This window comes from Microbispora siamensis (assembly GCF_016863095.1).
GTDB lineage: Bacteria > Actinomycetota > Actinomycetes > Streptosporangiales > Streptosporangiaceae > Microbispora > Microbispora siamensis.
The window spans coordinates 78,558-95,699 of record NZ_BOOF01000009.1 but is presented as its reverse complement, the minus strand read 5'-3'; the positions used below and the strand labels follow the sequence as shown (position 1 = coordinate 95,699).

14 protein-coding genes are annotated in these 17,142 nt (G+C 71.4%); 5 read left to right on the top strand and 9 right to left on the bottom strand.

Annotated features, from left to right (window positions below):
- Positions 1–474: 474 nt before the first annotated feature.
- The gene (locus Msi02_RS10340; RefSeq protein ID WP_204048136.1) at positions 475–1,380 is read right to left on the bottom strand and encodes a phosphotriesterase family protein; all 906 of its coding nucleotides are present in this window, start codon (positions 1,378–1,380) and stop codon (positions 475–477) included.
- Positions 1,377–1,505 (bottom strand): hypothetical protein, encoded by a 129-nt coding sequence (locus Msi02_RS43910; RefSeq protein ID WP_275414115.1) that lies wholly within the window; start codon positions 1,503–1,505, stop codon positions 1,377–1,379. Before Msi02_RS43910 ends, Msi02_RS10340 begins: the two co-directional genes overlap by 4 nt.
- Positions 1,506–1,592: 87 nt before the next feature.
- Between Msi02_RS43910 and Msi02_RS10335 the strand changes: the two genes are divergently transcribed.
- Complete coding sequence (locus tag Msi02_RS10335) at positions 1,593–2,213, top strand: CGNR zinc finger domain-containing protein (RefSeq protein WP_204048135.1); 621 nt, start codon at positions 1,593–1,595, stop codon at positions 2,211–2,213.
- A gap of 73 nt (positions 2,214–2,286) precedes the next feature.
- On the opposite strand, the gene Msi02_RS10330 is transcribed toward Msi02_RS10335, so the two are convergent.
- Genes Msi02_RS10330 through Msi02_RS10320 form a run of 3 tightly spaced genes read right to left on the bottom strand, consistent with a single transcriptional unit; the run spans position 2,287 to position 4,555 of the window.
- On the bottom strand, positions 2,287–3,291 hold the full coding sequence (locus tag Msi02_RS10330; protein WP_204048134.1) for a YihY/virulence factor BrkB family protein: 1,005 nt from the start codon (positions 3,289–3,291) through the stop codon (positions 2,287–2,289).
- Positions 3,288–4,160: a DUF3618 domain-containing protein gene (locus Msi02_RS10325; protein WP_204048133.1), complete on the bottom strand. Its 873-nt coding sequence runs from the start codon at positions 4,158–4,160 to the stop codon at positions 3,288–3,290. The genes Msi02_RS10330 and Msi02_RS10325 overlap by 4 nt, the downstream gene beginning before the upstream one ends.
- Complete coding sequence (locus Msi02_RS10320; protein WP_204048132.1) at positions 4,157–4,555, bottom strand: phage holin family protein; 399 nt, start codon at positions 4,553–4,555, stop codon at positions 4,157–4,159. Before Msi02_RS10320 ends, Msi02_RS10325 begins: the two co-directional genes overlap by 4 nt.
- A gap of 367 nt (positions 4,556–4,922) precedes the next feature.
- On the opposite strand from Msi02_RS10320, the gene Msi02_RS10315 reads away from it, so the two are divergent.
- The 3 genes from Msi02_RS10315 (at position 4,923) to Msi02_RS10305 (ending at position 10,437) form a co-directional block, all read left to right on the top strand.
- Entirely contained in the window at positions 4,923–7,397 is a 2,475-nt protein-coding gene (locus Msi02_RS10315) for a glycoside hydrolase family 48 protein (RefSeq protein WP_204048131.1), read from the top strand.
- Positions 7,398–7,550: 153 nt separating this feature from the next.
- Positions 7,551–9,935 (top strand): glycoside hydrolase family 9 protein, encoded by a 2,385-nt coding sequence (locus Msi02_RS10310; protein WP_204048130.1) that lies wholly within the window; start codon positions 7,551–7,553, stop codon positions 9,933–9,935.
- 100 nt (positions 9,936–10,035) lie between these two features.
- Positions 10,036–10,437, top strand: a complete 402-nt coding sequence (locus Msi02_RS10305) for a cellulose binding domain-containing protein (protein ID WP_204048129.1) — start codon at positions 10,036–10,038, stop codon at positions 10,435–10,437.
- Between the two features lie 125 nt (positions 10,438–10,562).
- Here Msi02_RS10305 and Msi02_RS10300 read toward each other — a convergent pair whose 3' ends face one another.
- From Msi02_RS10300 to Msi02_RS10285, 4 genes are all read right to left on the bottom strand, one after another.
- Complete coding sequence (locus Msi02_RS10300; protein WP_079317574.1) at positions 10,563–10,826, bottom strand: hypothetical protein; 264 nt, start codon at positions 10,824–10,826, stop codon at positions 10,563–10,565.
- 134 nt (positions 10,827–10,960) lie between these two features.
- Positions 10,961–13,318, bottom strand: coding sequence for a bifunctional serine/threonine protein kinase/MFS transporter (locus tag Msi02_RS10295; protein ID WP_204048128.1), 2,358 nt, complete (start codon positions 13,316–13,318; stop codon positions 10,961–10,963).
- A gap of 59 nt (positions 13,319–13,377) precedes the next feature.
- Positions 13,378–14,838, bottom strand: coding sequence for a sensor histidine kinase (locus Msi02_RS10290; RefSeq protein WP_239108277.1), 1,461 nt, complete (start codon positions 14,836–14,838; stop codon positions 13,378–13,380).
- A gap of 50 nt (positions 14,839–14,888) precedes the next feature.
- Positions 14,889–15,617: a response regulator transcription factor gene (locus Msi02_RS10285; protein ID WP_275414114.1), complete on the bottom strand. Its 729-nt coding sequence runs from the start codon at positions 15,615–15,617 to the stop codon at positions 14,889–14,891.
- 147 nt (positions 15,618–15,764) lie between these two features.
- Here Msi02_RS10285 and Msi02_RS10280 point away from each other — a divergent pair, with 147 nt between their 5' ends.
- Positions 15,765–17,138 (top strand): ferredoxin reductase family protein, encoded by a 1,374-nt coding sequence (locus Msi02_RS10280; protein WP_239108276.1) that lies wholly within the window; start codon positions 15,765–15,767, stop codon positions 17,136–17,138.
- The last annotated feature ends 4 nt before the right edge of the window (positions 17,139–17,142 follow it).

The following is a 17,142-nucleotide window of genomic DNA, read 5'->3' as shown; positions in this document are numbered from 1 at the left end:
TTTTCCGGACATCCGGAAACCTGGCGTCCATAGCCCGCACCTCCAACAGTGGGGATCGCTTCGCGAGGACCTCGCCGGACGCGGCGGAGTCCCGCACCCGCCTCCATCGCAGACCCGAAGAAGGAGCTTCTATGCGCCGCCGCATCGCCGCCGCCGTATTCACCGCCCTCATGTCCATCGGCATCACCGCCGCCATCACCGCGGCATCGTCCACCCCCGCCAGCGCAGACCAAATGCACTGCTGCTGACCGAACCGACACCCCCAGACTCAGACCCGGAAAAGGAGCTTCTATGCGCCGCCGCATCGCCGCCGTACTCACCGCCCTCATGTCCATCGGCATCACCGCCGCCATCACCGCGGCATCGTCCACCCCCGCCAGCGCGGACATGGTGCACTGCTGCTGAGCGGACCCGGCCCCGTCCTTTCTCCTGGTCGAGAAGGCGGGGCCTGCGCCGGCCGGGCCTCTCCCGGGTTCACGGCCGCCGCCAGTGGGCGGCGAACGCCCGGGCCGGATTCTCGACGAAGATCGCCAAGGCGACCCCCGGGCCGAGCTCCCGCTCGATCCGCGGGCGCAGGCCGCCGAGCAGGAACGGCATGCCGGGACCGTCCGCGCCGGACCGGGCCGCCGCGGTGACCGTGTCACCGCCGAGCAGGATCTGGCGGGAGTGTCCCGCGCCGGCCAGCGCCTCGAGGCAGTCCAGCAGGCGCCAGTCGCCGCCGTGATGCGCCCGCGACGGACCGTCGAACGCCAGGAACGCACCGGCCTCGGCGGCCTCCCGGTGGACGCGCGTGTCCGGGAACCGGTGCAGGTGCCCGAGGATCACGCGGCGCGGAGGGACCCCGTGCGTACGGCACAGCAGGTCGAGCACGTCCATGGCCGCGGTTCCGGCTTCCAGGTGGACGCCGATGGGCGCGTCTGTGGCGTGGTGCGCCTCGGCGGCGGCGGCCATGACGTGCCGCGCGTGGTCGTCGAGCCGATGGTAGGCGCCGGCGACCTTGATCAGGCCCGCTCTCACGGGGGCGGCGGTGAGCTCGCGGACGAACAGGCCGGCCAGCCCGCCGCGGACGCGCCGCAGCTCGTCCGGGGCGTAGTGCCTGGCCTGGTGCAGACCGGTGGCGGACACGATGTGCACGCCGGACCGCCGGGACAGGCCCGGCAACTCTTCCGCCCGCGGCCCCAAGCCCCAGGGGGTCCACTGCACCACCGCGCGCCCGCCGAGAGCGGCGAAGGCGTCGAGTTCGGCGAGCGCGGCCCCGGCGTCGTCCAGTTCCTGACCGGGCAGGGCCGGCGAGGCGAAGAACAGATGGTCGTGGGAGTCACAGACCCCCAGGTCCTCGGGCGGTATGTCCCCGAGCACGGTGCGGACGGCCGCCGTCATCGTCCGGACTCCCGCTCCGCGTCGCCGAGCGCCTCGTCGCGCAGGAGACCGAGCAGCCGGCATCCCTCCTCGCGGTCCGGGCGGGTCCGCGTCAGCCGCTCGTGCCGTTCCTGCCTCGTCGTCATGCCCCACTCCTCCTCACCGATGTAACGCTTCGAGCGTTACGTGGAGGACTGTAGTGGATGTAACGGCTGAGGCGTTACGCTGGTCTCGTGACCACGGACGACAAGCTCGCCTTCCGCTTCGACTGCGGCGCCGTCTGGCTGAACCTGCTCGCCACCACAGGCCGCACGTTCAGCGCGGCGCCGGTCGAACGGCTGGCCACTCCCGCCCGCCTGGCGGAATGGCTGGAGCGGTGCGAGCTGTCCCCGGCCCGGCCACCCGGCCAGGACGACCTGCACCGCACGTGGGCGCTGCGGGAGGCGCTGCGTACGCTCGCGCTGGCCACCGTCGAGGAGCGGCCGCCACCGGCGGACGCCGTGGCCCACCTGGCCGCCTTCCTCGGCGAGCACGACGACCCGGTCCGGCTCAGCGCGGACGACCGGCTGCGGCGCGAGCCCCCGGCGACCACGGCGCACGCCCTGGCCCGGATCGCCCGCCAGGCGGTGGACCACATGACCGGCTCCGACCGGCTGGCCCTGAAGAGCTGCCCCGAGCCCGACTGCAGGGGCGTCTTCGTCGACCCGCCGGGGCGCCGGCGCTGGTGCCCGTCCCCCGCGTGCGCGAGCCGGGGCAGGGTCCGCGCGCTGCGCGCCCGCCGCAACGCCGCCCCGGCCACCCCGTCCGCCCCGGCCGGCGCCGACGACGGCCGGACGCCGGAGCCGCGGTCATGAGAAAGGCCCGGCACGGGCCGGGCCTCTCTCAGATATCTCTCGGTCGGGGGCTTCGATACCGCGGGCGCACCGCCTACAGCGCGTCGGTTTCCTGGCGCGCTTCGCGCCGGGGCTCGGGAACCTCGCTCAGCCCTTCCTCGGGCTCGGGGTTCTTCGGGGGATCACGGGGGTCGACGTACGGCTCCGCGGGGGACTCGCCCTCGGCGATCCTCCGGCCGCGCTGGAGCTCGGCGTCGAGTTCCGCGCCGCTGAGGATGACGAGGTTCGACAGCCAGAGCCAGATGAGGAAGACGACCACGGCCGCGAGCGTGCCGTACGTCTTGTTGTAGGAGCCGAACCGCGCGACGTACAGCCCGAAGCCGGCGGACACCACGACCCAGGCCACGACGGCGAACAGGCTGCCGGGGCTGAGCCACCGCACGCCGGGCTGGCGGACGTTGGGCGCGGCGTAGTAGAGCAGGGTGATCATTCCCGCCGCGAGCAGCACGAGGACCGGCCACTTCACGATGCCCCAGACCGTCACCGCGGCGGGCCCGAGGCCGAGCAGGTTCCCCGCGATCTCGGCGAGACGGCCGGTGAAGGTGACGGCGAGCACGGAGGCCGCCATCAGGATCACCAGCAGGAGCGTCAGCCCCACCCGGAGCGGGGTCACCTTCCAGAACGGACGGCCCTCGCGGATGTCGAAGATCGCGTTAGTCGCCCGGATGAACGCTCCCATGTAGCCGGAGGCCGCCCACAGCGCGAGCAGCAGACCCGTGACGGCGAACACCCCGGCGGTGCCCTGGTGCTCCTGGACGTTGGCGAGGCCGGTCTGCAGCATCTGCTGGACCGGCCCCGGCGTCAGCGACTTGATGTTCCCGAGCAGCGGGTCGGTGGCGCTCTGCCCCAGCAGGCCGAGTATCGACACCAGCACGATGAGCCCGGGGAAGATCGAAAGGACGGCGTAGTACGTCAGCGAGGCCGCCCAGTCGGGGACGTTGTCCTCCTTGAACTCCTTGGCCGTGCGCTTGACGACTCCGATCCAGTCGCGGCGCGACAGCCTCTCCAGCGGCCCCTGCTCGTCCTCGGGGTCGGTCATCGGTGCGCGAACCTCCGCATGAGCGTGCGACGTGCCTGCGGGAACATCCGGCGACCGCCGAACATGCCGGACCGGCCGAACATGCCGCGCATGCTCGTCCCACCGAACATGCCCTTGCGGCCGAACACGCTCATGCCACGCGTTCTCTTCCCGCCGAACGTCCCCTTGCCACCGAGCGGGCCGATGCCGCCGAACCTGCTCCTGGCGCCGAACGTGCGGGCACCGCCACGCGGCATGCCGATCTTGCCGGAGGTGCCGAACATCCCCCTGCCCATGCGGGCGCTGCCGAGGCCGCGGATCCCCCGCGTGCCTGCCTTGCCGGAGATGCCCGGCTTCTGGAGCATGCCGGACACGCCGGGCCTCGCCGTACGGCCCTGGCTCCGGGTGATCCGGCGGAGCAGCAGCAGCGCGGTGCCCGCGGCTCCGGCGGCGGCGATCAGGCCGGAACGGCGCTTCGCCTGCTCGCCGACCTTGCCGGCGGCTCCGCGCAGCGGCTCCGGCGTCGCCTCGCGCACGCGGCCGGTGACACCGGCCACCCTGGTCCGCGCGGCCGCGGTCGTCGCGTGCACGCGTTCCTGCACCCGCCCCTTCACGTCGGCCTTGGCGGCCAGGGCCTCGATCGTGTCGCCGAGGTGGTCGCGGGTCCGCTCGATCTCCTGGCGGACCTCGGCGATCTCGTCGTGCCCCTTCTCCTCGTGTTCCCGTCCGGTCTCGGTGTCCCGGGCCGCGGCGACGGGCTCGGGACCGGGCCGCGACTGCCGTACGGCGTTCAGCGACTCCGGCTCGGTGACCGGCTCGGACACGTCCTGTCTGTGCACACCCACGGTCCCGGCGTTCGGCCGGGCCGCTCCGGGGTCGGTCTCGGTCATCTGCGCGCACTCTCCTTCATGACGTCGATGTCTGCTTTGAGGCTGCGCATCGCCTCGTCGGGAGTGGGCGGCGCCGCCCGGGACACCTGCTCCTTGCCCACCAGGGCGATCAGCCCGGCGAGCGCCAGCAGCGCGGCGCCTATGATCAGGGCGCTCGCCCAGGCCGGCAGCACCAGCGCGAGCGCCAGGATCGCCGTGGCCACGAGGGCTCCTCCGCCGTAGAACGCGATCAGACCCGCGGCGCCGAGCAGGCCCGCGCCCATGCCCGCGCGTTTGCCCTTGCGAGTCATTTCCAGCCGCGCCAGCCGCAGTTCGTCGCGGATCAGCCGGGAGACGTCCTCGGACAGCCGGCGGACGAGTTCGCCCGTGGACGGCGACTCCTTCTGGATGGTCATGGCCTGCCTCCCTTCCAGGGTTGGGAAGCGCCTACCCGCAGCCGAGAGCCCTAACCACGGGCCTCGCCGGGGTGAACGGCCAGGCTGTTACAGATGAAAGTTTCAGTTATGAATCAGCGCCACATCCGCCACAGGCGGGCAAAAGGCCAGCAAGGGGCCCCGGCTCACCGCCCGAGGGCGTCACCGCGTGAGGTCTCGGCAACCCGTCATTGACATACCGGGGGCCCAATCCACAATCCTGTGGTGGGAGCGCTCCCATCCTATCCGTTCAGATTCACCCTTGCCCGCATCGGCCACGAAATCCGCCACCTGGCATTTCTTCACCCGATGCTCCCACCCCCAACCCACTTTTGGAGACCCTCCTCAAATGCGAACGAGAGCTCTGAGTACGGGAGCGCTCCCACGATCGCGGAGACGCCTCGCCCTGCTGGCGGCCACCGCCGTGTCCGGCGGCCTCCTCGTCGGGCTGGCGCAGACCCCCGCGTCCGCCGCCGTGGCCTGCGACGTCCAGTACGCGCTCAACTCCTGGGGTTCCGGATCGGGCGGTTTCACGGCCAGCCTGGACATCAAGAACCTGGGCGACTCAATCAGCAGCTGGACCCTCAAGTTCGACTTCCCCAACGGGCAGAAGCTGTCGAACGGCTGGTCGGCGAACTGGAGCCAGAGCGGCGCCACCGTCACGGCCACGAACATGTCGTGGAACGGGAACCTCGGCACCGGCGCCACGACCAACATCGGGTTCCAGGGAACGTGGTCGGGCAGCAACAGCAAGCCCGCCTCGTTCTCCATCAACGGCGTGACCTGTGGGGCGACCGTCAGCCCGTCCCCGAGCCCCTCGGTCAGCCCGTCGGCGTCCCCCTCCGCGTCGCCCTCGGCGTCCCCCTCGGCGTCCCCCTCCGCCTCGCCTTCGGCGTCGCCCTCCGCGTCGCCGTCGACGAGCCCCTCGCCGGGGAACAACCAGTACATCAACAACTTCATGACGATGTACAACAAGATCCACGACCCGGCCAACGGGTACTTCTCGCCGCAGGGCGTGCCGTACCACTCGGTCGAGACGCTGCTCGTGGAGGCTCCCGACCAGGGCCACGAGACGACGTCCGAGGCGTTCAGCTACTACCTGTGGCTGGAGGCGATGTACGGCAAGATCACCGGTGACTGGACGAAGTTCAACACCGCGTGGACGACGATGGAGAAGTACATCATCCCGTCGCACGCCGACCAGCCCACCAACGACAAGTACGACGCCAGCAAGCCGGCGACGTACGCGGGTGAGTGGAACGACATCAGCCAGTACCCGTCGAAGCTGGACAACAGCGTCAGCGTCGGCAGCGACCCGATCGCGGGCGAGCTGAAGTCCGCCTACGGCACCTCCGACATCTACGGCATGCACTGGCTGCTGGACGTCGACAACACCTACGGCTACGGCCGCTGCGGCGACGGCACCACCAAGCCGGCGTACATCAACACCTACCAGCGCGGTCCAGAGGAGTCGGTCTTCGAGACCATCCCGCAGCCGTCGTGCGACACCTTCGCCTTCGGCGGCAAGAACGGGTACCTCGACCTGTTCACCGGCGACAGCAGCTACGCCAAGCAGTGGAAGTACACCAACGCGCCGGACGCCGACGCCCGCGCCGTCCAGGCCGCCTACTGGGCGCTGACCTGGGCGACCGAGCAGGGCAAGCAGTCGCAGATCTCCACCGCGGTGGCCAACGCCGCCAAGATGGGCGACTACCTGCGCTACGCGATGTACGACAAGTACTTCAAGCAGCCAGGCTGCACCAGCACCTCCTGCCCGGCGGGCACCGGCAAGAACGCGTCGAACTACCTGCTGTCCTGGTACTACGCCTGGGGCGGCGCGACCGACACCTCGGCCGGATGGGCCTGGCGCATCGGCTCCAGCCACAACCACGGCGGCTACCAGAACCCGATGGCGGCCTGGGCGCTGTCGAACGTGAACGCCCTGAAGCCCAAGGGCGCGACCGCGGTCACCGACTGGTCGACCAGCCTCACCCGCCAGCTGCAGTTCTACAAGTGGCTGCAGTCGGCCGAGGGCGCCATCGCCGGTGGCGCGACCAACAGCTGGGAGGGCCACTACGCCGCCCCGCCGTCGAACCTGCCGAAGTTCTTCGGCATGGCCTATGACTGGCAGCCGGTCTACCACGACCCGCCGTCCAACCAGTGGTTCGGCTTCCAGGCCTGGTCGATGGAGCGCGTGGCGGAGTACTACTACGCCACCGGCAACGCCGACGCCAAGGCGCTGCTCGACAAGTGGGTGACCTGGGCGCTGTCCGGCACCACCGTCAACTCCGACGGCACCTTCCAGATCCCCTCGACGCTGCGGTGGACCGGCCAGCCGGACGCCAGCTTCAGCGGCACCGGGATGCCGCCGGCCAACACCGGCCTGCACGTGAGCATCCAGGACTACACCAACGACATCGGCGTGGCCGGTTCGTACGCCAAGGTCCTGATGTTCTACGCGGCCAAGTCGGGCAACGCCCAGGCCAAGACCACGGCCAAGGCCCTGCTCGACGGCATCTGGAAGAACAACCAGGACGCCAAGGGCGTGTCGGTGGCCGAGACCCGCACCGACTACAACCGCCTCGACGACCCGATCTACGTCCCGTCCGGCTGGACCGGCAAGATGCCGAACGGCGACCCGATCAACAGCAACTCGACCTTCATCTCCATCCGGTCCTGGTACAAGAACGACCCGGACTGGCCGAAGGTCCAGTCGTACCTGAACGGTGGATCGGCTCCGGTCTTCCACTACCACCGTTTCTGGGCGCAGACCGACGTGGCCACCGCGCTCGGACAGTACGGCCTGCTCTTCCCCAACGGCTGAGCACGCCCCGTAAGCCGGGGTGCGGTGTCGCCTGACCCTTCACCGCACCCCCAGGAAGTGTCCCTCCGGGACACGGCCGAGTAAGCCGGGGCGCGGCGGCGCCTGACCCGCCGCCGCGCCCCCGACCCCCCCACCTATGTGAGGCACACCTTCATGCGGCGTACGTTCCCTGCACTGGCGGCGCTGATCATCTCCACGGCGGTCGTCCCGGCCGCTGTCCCCCAGTCGGCTTCCGCGGCCCCGGCGTTCAACTACGGCGAGGCGTTGCAGAAGTCGCTCTTCTTCTACGAGGCCCAGCAGTCCGGCACGCTGCCGTCCACCAACCGCGTCACCTGGCGCGGCGACTCGGCGCTGAACGACGGCAAGGACGCCGGCCTGGACCTGACCGGCGGCTGGTACGACGCCGGCGACCACGTCAAGTTCGGCCTGCCGATGGCGTTCAGCACGACGATGCTCGCGTGGGGCGCGGTGGACTACCGCGACGCCTACGCCTCGTCAGGGCAGCTCACCTACCTGCTGAACAGCCTGCGCTTCGTCAACGACTACTTCGTCAAGGCGCACCCCTCCCCCAACGTGCTGTACGGCCAGGTCGGCAGCGGCAACGCCGACCACGCCTGGTGGGGGGCGGCCGAGGTGCTGCCGATGAGCAGGCCCTCGTACAAGATCGACTCCTCGTGCGGCGGATCCGACCTGGCCGGTGAGACGGCGGCCGCGATGGCGGCCTCCTCGATCGTCTTCCGGCCCACCGACCCGGCGTACGCCGACAAGCTCCTCACCCACGCCAAGCAGCTGTACACGTTCGCCGACACCGTGCGGGGCAAGTACAGCGACTGCATCACCGACGCGGCCAACTTCTACAAGTCCTGGAGCGGCTACAACGACGAGCTGGTGTGGGGCGCCATCTGGCTCTACCGCGCCACCCAGGACTCCTCCTACCTCGCCAAGGCCGAGTCGTACTACGCCAACCTCGGCACCGAACCGCAGTCGACCACCAAGTCGTACAAGTGGACGATCGCCTGGGACGACAAGTCGTACGGCTGCTACGCCCTGCTGGCCAAGCTGACCGGCAAGCAGCAGTACGCCGACGACGCGAACCGCTGGCTCGACTGGTGGACGGTCGGCGTGAACGGGCAGAGGGTGAACTACTCCCCCGGCGGCCAGGCCGTGCTCGACTCGTGGGGCTCGCTCCGCTACGCCGCCAACACCGCGTTCGTCGCGCTCTACTACAGCGACTGGCTGACCGACGCCACCCGCAAGGCCCGCTACCACGACTTCGCCGTGCGGCAGATCAACTACGCGCTCGGCGACAACCCGCGCAAGTCGTCGTACGAGATCGGCTTCGGCACCAACCCGCCGCGCAACCCGCACCACCGCACCGCGCACGGCACCTGGACCAACAACCTGAACGGCGAGCCGGAGCAGAGCCGGCACATCCTGTACGGCGCGCTGGTCGGCGGCCCCAAGTCGGCCGACGACGCCTACACCGACAGCCGGGCCGACTACACGATGAACGAGGTCGCCACCGACTACAACGCCGGCTTCACCAGCGCGCTGGTGCGGCTGTACAAGGAGTACGGCGGCACGCCGCTGGCGAACTTCCCGGTCGCGGAGACCCCCGACGGCCCGGAGATCTACCTCCAGGCGGCGGTCAACGCCACCGGCCAGAACTTCACCGAGATCAAGACGCTGGTCTACAACCACTCGGCCTGGCCCGCCCGCGCGCTGACCGACGGTTCGTTCCGCTACTACTTCACCCTCGACGGCGACACGACGCCGAGCCAGATCACGCTGACGGCCAACTACAACCAGTGCAAGCCGCCGACCGGGCCCACGCAGTTCTCCGGCAAGGTCTACTACGTCACGATCGACTGCTCCGGCCAGGTCATCGCCCCGCAGGGACAGTCGGAGTCGCGGCGTGAGGTGCAGTTCCGCATCGCCAGCTCGGGTGCGTGGGACCCGTCGAACGACTGGTCGTACACCGGGGTGTCCACTACGCCGTCCACGCCGGTGACGGTGCAGAACATGACGCTGTACTCGGGATCGACCAAGATCTGGGGCAACGCGCCCGGGACCGAGCCATCCCCCTCGCCCAGCCCCTCGGTCTCGCCGTCCGCGTCCCCGTCGCCCTCGGCCAGCCCGTCGGCCTCGCCGTCCCCGTCGCCGTCCCCGTCCCCGTCGCCTTCGCCTTCGCCCAGCCCGTCGGCCTCGCCGTCGCCCAGCCCGTCGCCGGTGACGGGCAAGGCCTGCACCGCGACGTACAAGGTCACCAACTCGTGGCAGGGCGGCTTCCAGGCGGACGTCACCGTACGCAACTCCGGCACCTCGGCCGTCTCCGGCTGGACGGTGGCCTGGTCGTTCCCGAACGGCCAGACCGTCTCCCAGTTGTGGAGCGGCACCGTCAGCCAGAGCGGGTCGAACGTCACGGTGAAGAACCTGTCCTGGAACGGCAGCCTGAGCCCCGGCGCCACCACGAGCTTCGGCTTCACCGGCACCGGCTCGGGCACCGCTCCCTCGGTCATCACCTGCACCCCCGCGTAGCCCGCGCTCCCGGGCTCGCCCGAGTCGCCCGCCTTCCCCGGACGGACCCCTCTCCGGGGAAGGCGGGCATCCACGTCAGCGCCGAGAAAGGGTGAGATCGATGATCAGGAAGACGATCGCCACGGCGGCCCTGGCCCTGGCGGCCGCGGGGCTCACGGCCGCTCCGGCGTCCGCGGACTCGATCGGCTGCACGGCGACCTACACGATCACCACCGTGTGGGGCGGTTCGCAGAGCCACGGCGCGATCGCACAGGTGACCGTGCACAACAGCGGGTCGTCGGCGATCAAGGGCTGGCGCGTGTCGTTGCGATACACCGACGGCACCGTCGTCACCCAGGTAGGGGGAGCCGTGTCGCTTCCTGTGATCGGCCTGCCGGGCATCTACGCGTTCGGCAACGAGAGCTACAACGGCGACATTCCGATGGGCGGCTCGACCGCCTTCGGCCTCATGACCAGCGGGGGCGGCGACAGAGCTCCCAGCATCACCTGCACGCCCGTCTGACGCCCCGCGCGGCGGCAACCAGCCACGCCTACAAGACGATCCCCCGGGACACACTCCCGGGGGATCGTCGTCTTGCGTTATACGAACTGGACGCGACCGGACATGTCACGTCGTGACTTACCGGATCACCACGCCTCGGGAGGCAGGTTCACGTCGCCGACACGGTCGTAGATGACGGTCTCGTCCGCCAGCCTGACGACCACAACGCGGCGGGCGAGTCCCGCTCTCTCCAGTGCCTTCGCCGACTCCACGGCGTTCTTGGCGTAGTGGTAACGGTCACGGCTACCGGTGAACGGGCTCTCCCTGTCGCACCTGACCTCGTAGCGGTCATCCGGCCATGGGTGGGTAAGCCCGTCAGCAGTGCGGCGCTCGGTAGCGGTCGCGGTCATTGCACACCTCTCTTGTCGCGGAGGGACCTCCGCTCAGAAAGACCCCCCTGCCCCCCCAACGACTAAGTATTCCTCATATGCAACATTTGTTTCACAGCACCCCCTCGACAGCACCCTTTGGATTGCGGTCGAGGTCAGGAGCCCGTCCGACGGGGCCGGCGCGCGGGCAGGAACAAGACGGGGACCACGGTGAGCGCGACGACCACCAGCGTCACCCAGAACGCCGGGCGGTATCCCGAACTCCAGGTGCCGGAGACGGCGAACCACCCCAGCACCACCGCCGTCATCGCCGTCCCCGCGGCGCCGCCGGACTGCAGGCCCATGGCGTTCGCCGTCGTCGCCGCCGGAACCTGCGCATCCGGCAGCGACTGGTAGAGACTCGCCATCAGGGGCGTGCCCACGAACGCGAGCCCGACGCCCCGGACGAACAGTGCCACGACCAGCATCAGCGTCAGATCCGAGGGCGCCGGGGCGAGGGCGAAGGGAAGCGTGCCGGCCGCGACCAGGGCGAGGCCGGCGAGGACCGGCAGGCGCGCGTTGCGGGAGACGTCGGCGAGCCAGCCGGCCGGGAGCACCGCGACGAGCGTGCCCACCCCCTGTGCGGCGAAGAACCACCCGGCCTGCAACGCCGACAGGCCGCCTGCGGTCTGGAGGTACAGCGGCACCAAGAACGCCGCGGCGAAGACGAAGTGGTGGAGCAGCGACGCGGCGGCCGAGGCGGCGAACGCGCGGTCGCGGAACAGGCGCACGTCCACCACCCGCGGCCTGGTGGACCTGGCCGCCCACCCCGCGTAGGCCGCGAGCAGCCCCACCCCTGCCGTCAGGGGGAGTGCGACCTGGAGCGTGGCGACCGAGGCGGGCCCGCCGACCTGACTCAATCCGAAGACGACCGCGGTCAGCCCGCCGCTCAGGCAGATCAGCCCGCCCATGTCGATCCGCCCGGCGGCCGCCGGGTCGGGTGCCGAGGAGGGGATCACGGCGGACAGAAGGCTCGTCAGCAGCAGCAGGGGGATGCCGAGCAGGAAGATCCACCGCCACGACAGCACGTCGACGACCACTACCGCGACGACGGGCCCGGCGATGGGCGCCACCTGCACGGCCGCCGCGATCAGGGCCATGGCCCGGCCGAGCCGTTCGCGGCCGGCGACCTCCACGGCGAGGATGCGGCTCAGCGGGAGGATCATTCCGGCGCCGAGTCCCTGCAGCACCCGGAAGGCGATGAGGGCGCCGAGCGACCAGGCCAGACCGCACAGGACCGAGCCGGCCAACGACAGGACGAGCGCGGTGATCCACACCGCCTTCGCCCCGAACCGCTGAGCCAGCCATCCCGTGACGGGAATGATCATCGTCGAGGCCGGCAGGTAGGCGGTGATCACCCATTGCGCGCCCTCGTACGACCCCCCCAAGTCCCTCCAGATCGTGGGCAGGGCCGTTCCCATCATGGTGCCGTCCAGAAGCACCGTGAACCCGCCCAGCGCCAGCACCGCCGCGACGATCATCGGCGGCGCGCCGCGTCCCCGGCCGGCGGCGGCCGGGGGCGGGGAGGACGGCGGCAGCGTGCGCGGCGGCGGGACGTCGGAGGGCCGCGTCCCGTCGTACGGCGGTGAGCCTGCGCCGGGACCGGAGCGGGCGGCGGCGCGGGCGCCTTCTTCGAGCAGGGTGTCGGCGGGATGGCCGGCGCCGAGGAGGCTCAGCAGGATCTGCCGGGCGGAGGGGCGGCGGCCGGGGTCCTTGGCCAGGCAGGCGGTGAGGATCTCGCGCAACGGGCCGATCAGTGCGCCGTCGAGGGGGCCCAGGTCGGGGTCGGCGTGCAGGATGCGGTGCATGACCGCGGGGATGGAGTCCTGCCCGAACGGGGTGGCCCCGTTCGCGGCGTAGGCCATCGTGCAGGCCCAGGCGAAGACGTCGGCGGCAGGACCGACCGCCTGCCCCGCGATCTGCTCGGGCGCCATGTAGGCGGGAGTGCCCACGACCGCGCTGGACATGGTGCCGGTGGCGTCCAGCGCCCGCGCGATCCCGAAGTCGATCACCCGCGGCCCGTCCGCGCCCATGATCACGTTGCCCGGCTTGAAATCCCTGTGCACCACGCCGGCCTCGTGGATCGCCGCCAGCGCGGTCACCGTCGCGATCGCCAGCCGCTCCAGCCCGCTGCCCCGCACCGGCCCGCCCGAGGCGATCACCTCAGCCAGCGACGGCCCCGCCACGAACTCGCTGACGATGTAGGGACGATCCCCCGCCACGTCGGCGTCCAGCACCCGGGCCGTGCAGAACGCCGCGACCCTGCGCGCGTGGTCCAGCTCGGCCGCGAACCGGGCACGCGCCCGGTCGTCGCCGGCGAACCGCGCGTGCAGCAGTTTCACCGCCACCGGCTCACCGCTCGGGGCCAGGCCCTGGTAGACGGTCCCCTGGCCGCCCTCGCCGAGAAGGCCGACCAGCCGGTAGAGGCCCACCTGCCGCGGATCGTCGGTACGAAGCGCCCGTGGCCCCGCCATGTCCCCCTCCCCGTATCGGACGGGGGCGACACTACCGGAACCGATCATCACGGTCCGGATCAATCGAGAAGCTCTTTGCCCGACTCCACAGGGCCGGCGGGCAGCACCACGCGGAACGCCGTACGGCCGGGACGGCTCTCGACGTCGACGGTGCCGCCGTGCGCGGCCACCACCGCCTTGACGATCGCGAGCCCAAGGCCGCTGCCGCCCGAGGCCCGGGTGCGGGCCTTGTCGGCGCGGACGAACCGTTCGAAGATCTCGCCCTGCAGGTCCCCGGGGATGCCGGGGCCGTCGTCGGTCACGGTCAGCTCCGCCTTGTCCGGGCCGGGCACACGCAAGGCCACGGTCACGGTCGTGCCGGGCGGGGTGTGCGCACGGGCGTTGCCCAGCAGGTTGGCCACCACCTGGTGGAGCCGGTCGGGGTCGCCGGGCACGGTGACCGGCTCCTCGGGCAGGTCGAGCCTCCAGCGGTGGTCGGGCCCGTAGGCGCGGGCGTCGCCGGTGGCGTCGATGGCCAGGCGGGTCAGGTCGACCTCCTCGCGCGCCAACGGGCGGCCGGCGTCGAGCCGTGTCAGCAGCAGCAGGTCGTCCACGAGCGTGCCCATGCGGGCCGACTCGGCGTCGATGCGCTCCAGGGCGTGCCGTACGGCGCCGGGGACGGCCTCCTCGTCGCGCCGGGCGAGCTGGACGTGGGCGCGGACGGTGGCGAGCGGGGTGCGCAGTTCGTGGCTGGCGTCGGCGGCGAAGGTGCGCATCCGCTGCTCGCTGGCGTGGCGGTGGGCGAGGGCCCGGCCCACGTGGCCGAGCATGCGGTTGAAGGCCTCCCCCACCTGGCCGATCTCGGTGCGGGGGTCCTCGTCGGGCACCCCCTCGGGCAGCGCCACCTCACCGTCGGCGAGCGGCAGGCGGGCCACGCGCCGGGCCGTGGCCGCGACCCGGTCGAGCGGGCGCAGCGACAGCCTCACCCAGACGGCCCCGGCGATCCCGGTCACGAGCACGACGACGGCGAACACCCCGATCTCGGCGATCTGCAGGCGCCGCACGGTGGCGTGCACGTCGTCCAGCGGCAGGCCGGTGACGAGCAGATCCCCGTCGGGATCGCGGACGCCCGTCACCCGGTAGTCGCCGAGGCCGCCCGAGGACAGTTCCACCGTATGCCCGAGCCCGTCGGCCGGGACGGCGGCCAGCGCCTTCCGGTCCGCGGCCGACAGGACCGGGTCGGCCCGGCCCACCACTGCGGCGCCCACCTCACCGTCCCGGACGAACGCGCCCAGCGTGCCGGTCGCCTGCCCGCGCGAGTCCCCGCGCTCGCCGTACGGATTGCGCGGATATCCGTGCTCGTGCTCCTCGTGGACCAGGCTCGCCGCGAACCGCCCGGCCGTCACGGACAGCTGCTGGTCCAGCCGTTCGACCATGAACCGTTCGAGCAGGAGGGACGAGGCCGCTCCGGCCGCGGCGCAGGCGAGCACGAGCAGCACCAGCGTGCCCACCACCAGGCGGGCCCGCAGCGTCGTGGGCACCAGGCGAAGGAGGCGGCGCCGGCGCGGCGCGGCCCGGCGCGGCGGACCGGTCACGGCCGCAGGACGTATCCCACGCCCCGCACCGTGTGGATCAGCGGCCTGCGGCCGGCGTCGATCTTCTTGCGCAGGTAGCTGATGTACAGCTCGACCACGTGCGCCTGCCCGCCGAAGTCGTACGACCAGACGCGGTCGAGGATCTGCGCCTTGCTCAGCACGCGCCGGGGGTTGCGCATGAGGAAGCGCAGCAACTCGAACTCGGTCGGCGTGAGCTCGACCAGCTCCCCCTCCCGTGTCACCTCGCGGGCGTCCTCGTCCATCATCAGGTCGCCCACCACCAGCCGGTCGCCCTCGGCGCTGCGCGCCATGCCGGCGCGGCGCAGCAGCCCGCGCAGCCGGGCGAGCACCTCCTCCAGGCTGAACGGTTTGGTCACGTAGTCGTCCCCGCCCGCCGTGATGCCCGCGATGCGGTCCTCCACCGCGTCACGCGCGGTCAGGAACAGCACGCACACGTCCGGGGCCTCGGCACGCAGGCGGCGCAGCACCTCCAGCCCGTCGAAGTCGGGCAGCATCACGTCCAGCAGCACCGCGTCGGGCTGGAACTCCCGTGCCTCCTGCACGGCCGACGTCCCGTCGCCCGCCGTGCGCACCTCCCATCCCTCGTACTTCAGCACCGCGGCGAGGACCTCGACGAGGTCCGGTTCGTCGTCGACCACGAGGACGCGTACGGGGTTTCCGTCGGGGCGGACCAGACCGGGCTGGTCGTTCGAAGTCTTACGCATGATGGTTACAGGGTCCTCCCCGCTCACCGGGCCTACCCTGTGAGCCGCCTCAGAGAATCCTATGAATGGTCCGCAATCGTCCCGGTTCATAGGAAAACAAGAGGTTCGGTTGGCACGGTGGGTCGCGTGATGACGACGAGGACATCCGTGACCACCACTTTCCCGGGGACAGCGGTGACGACCGGGCACGCGCATCCGCCGCGACGGAGCGCGCGCGCCCGCCCCGAGGTCGTCCTGGCGCTCATCGCCGCGGGCGTGGTCGCGGTCATCGGCATGTGGTGGGCGAACACGCCCAGCGTCGCCGGCTTCGACGACTGGCTGACGAACGCGGGGCGCGTCACCGGGCTGCTCGCCGGATACGCGATCGCCGTGCTGCTGGCGCTGATGGCCCGGGTCCCGGCGCTGGAACGCGGCGTCGGATCCGACCGGCTCGCCCGGTGGCACTCAATGGGCGGCCGCTACGTCGTAGGCCTGGCGGTGGCGCACATGCTGCTGATCATCTGGGGCTACGCGCTGACCGACCGCACCGACGTGGTGAGCGAGACGGTGACGCTCAACCTCACCTATCCCGACGTGCTGAAGGCCACCGTCGCACTGCTGCTCCTGGTGGGCGTCGGTGTCGTCTCCGCCCGGAGGATCCGCCCGAAGCTGCGCTACGAGACCTGGTTCCACCTGCACTTCTACACCTATCTGGCGGCGTGGCTGGCCTTCGGGCACCAGCTCGCCACGGGCGCGGAGTTCGCCGTGGCCCCGGTCGCCCGCACGTCCTGGTACGTCCTCTACTGGGGGGTCGCGGCGCTGATCGTGTGGTATCGCTTCCTCACGCCCGTGCGGCTGGCCGTACGGCACCGCCTGAGGGTCTCCCGGGTGGTGCCGGAGGCTCCGGGGGTCGTCTCCGTGTACGTCACCGGGCGGCGCCTGGACCGGCTGCGGGCCGAGCCGGGCCAGTTCTTCCGCTGGCGGTTCCTGACCAGGGACCTGTGGTGGTCCCCCAACCCGTACTCGCTGTCCGCCCCGCCCGGCGCGAGCGAGATGCGGATCACGGTGAAGGACCTGGGCGACCAGAGCCGCTCTCTGGCCGGCCTGCGGCCCGGCACCCGGGTGCTCGCCGAGGGGCCGTACGGCGCGTTCACCGCGAGCGGGCGCCGGGCGCGCAAGGTGCTGCTCGTCGCGGGCGGCGTCGGCATCACGCCGCTGCGCGCGCTGTTCGAGTCGGTGCCGGCCGCCCCCGGCGACCTGACCCTCCTCTACCGTGCCCGCGGCGAACGGGACCTGGTGTTCCGCGCCGAGCTCGAGGAGATCGCCACCGCGCGCGGCGCGACCCTGCACTACTGCGTCGGCCCCCGGGCCGTGATCGGCGACCCGTTCACGCCCGCGACGCTCGCCGGGCTGGTGCCCGACCTGCCCGGCCACGAGGCGTACGTCTGCGGGCCGGCCGAGATGACGAGCGCCGTCACCGCCGCCCTGCGGGCCGCCGGGGTGCCGAAGCGCCGTATCCACCACGAATCGTTCGAGTTCTGATCGC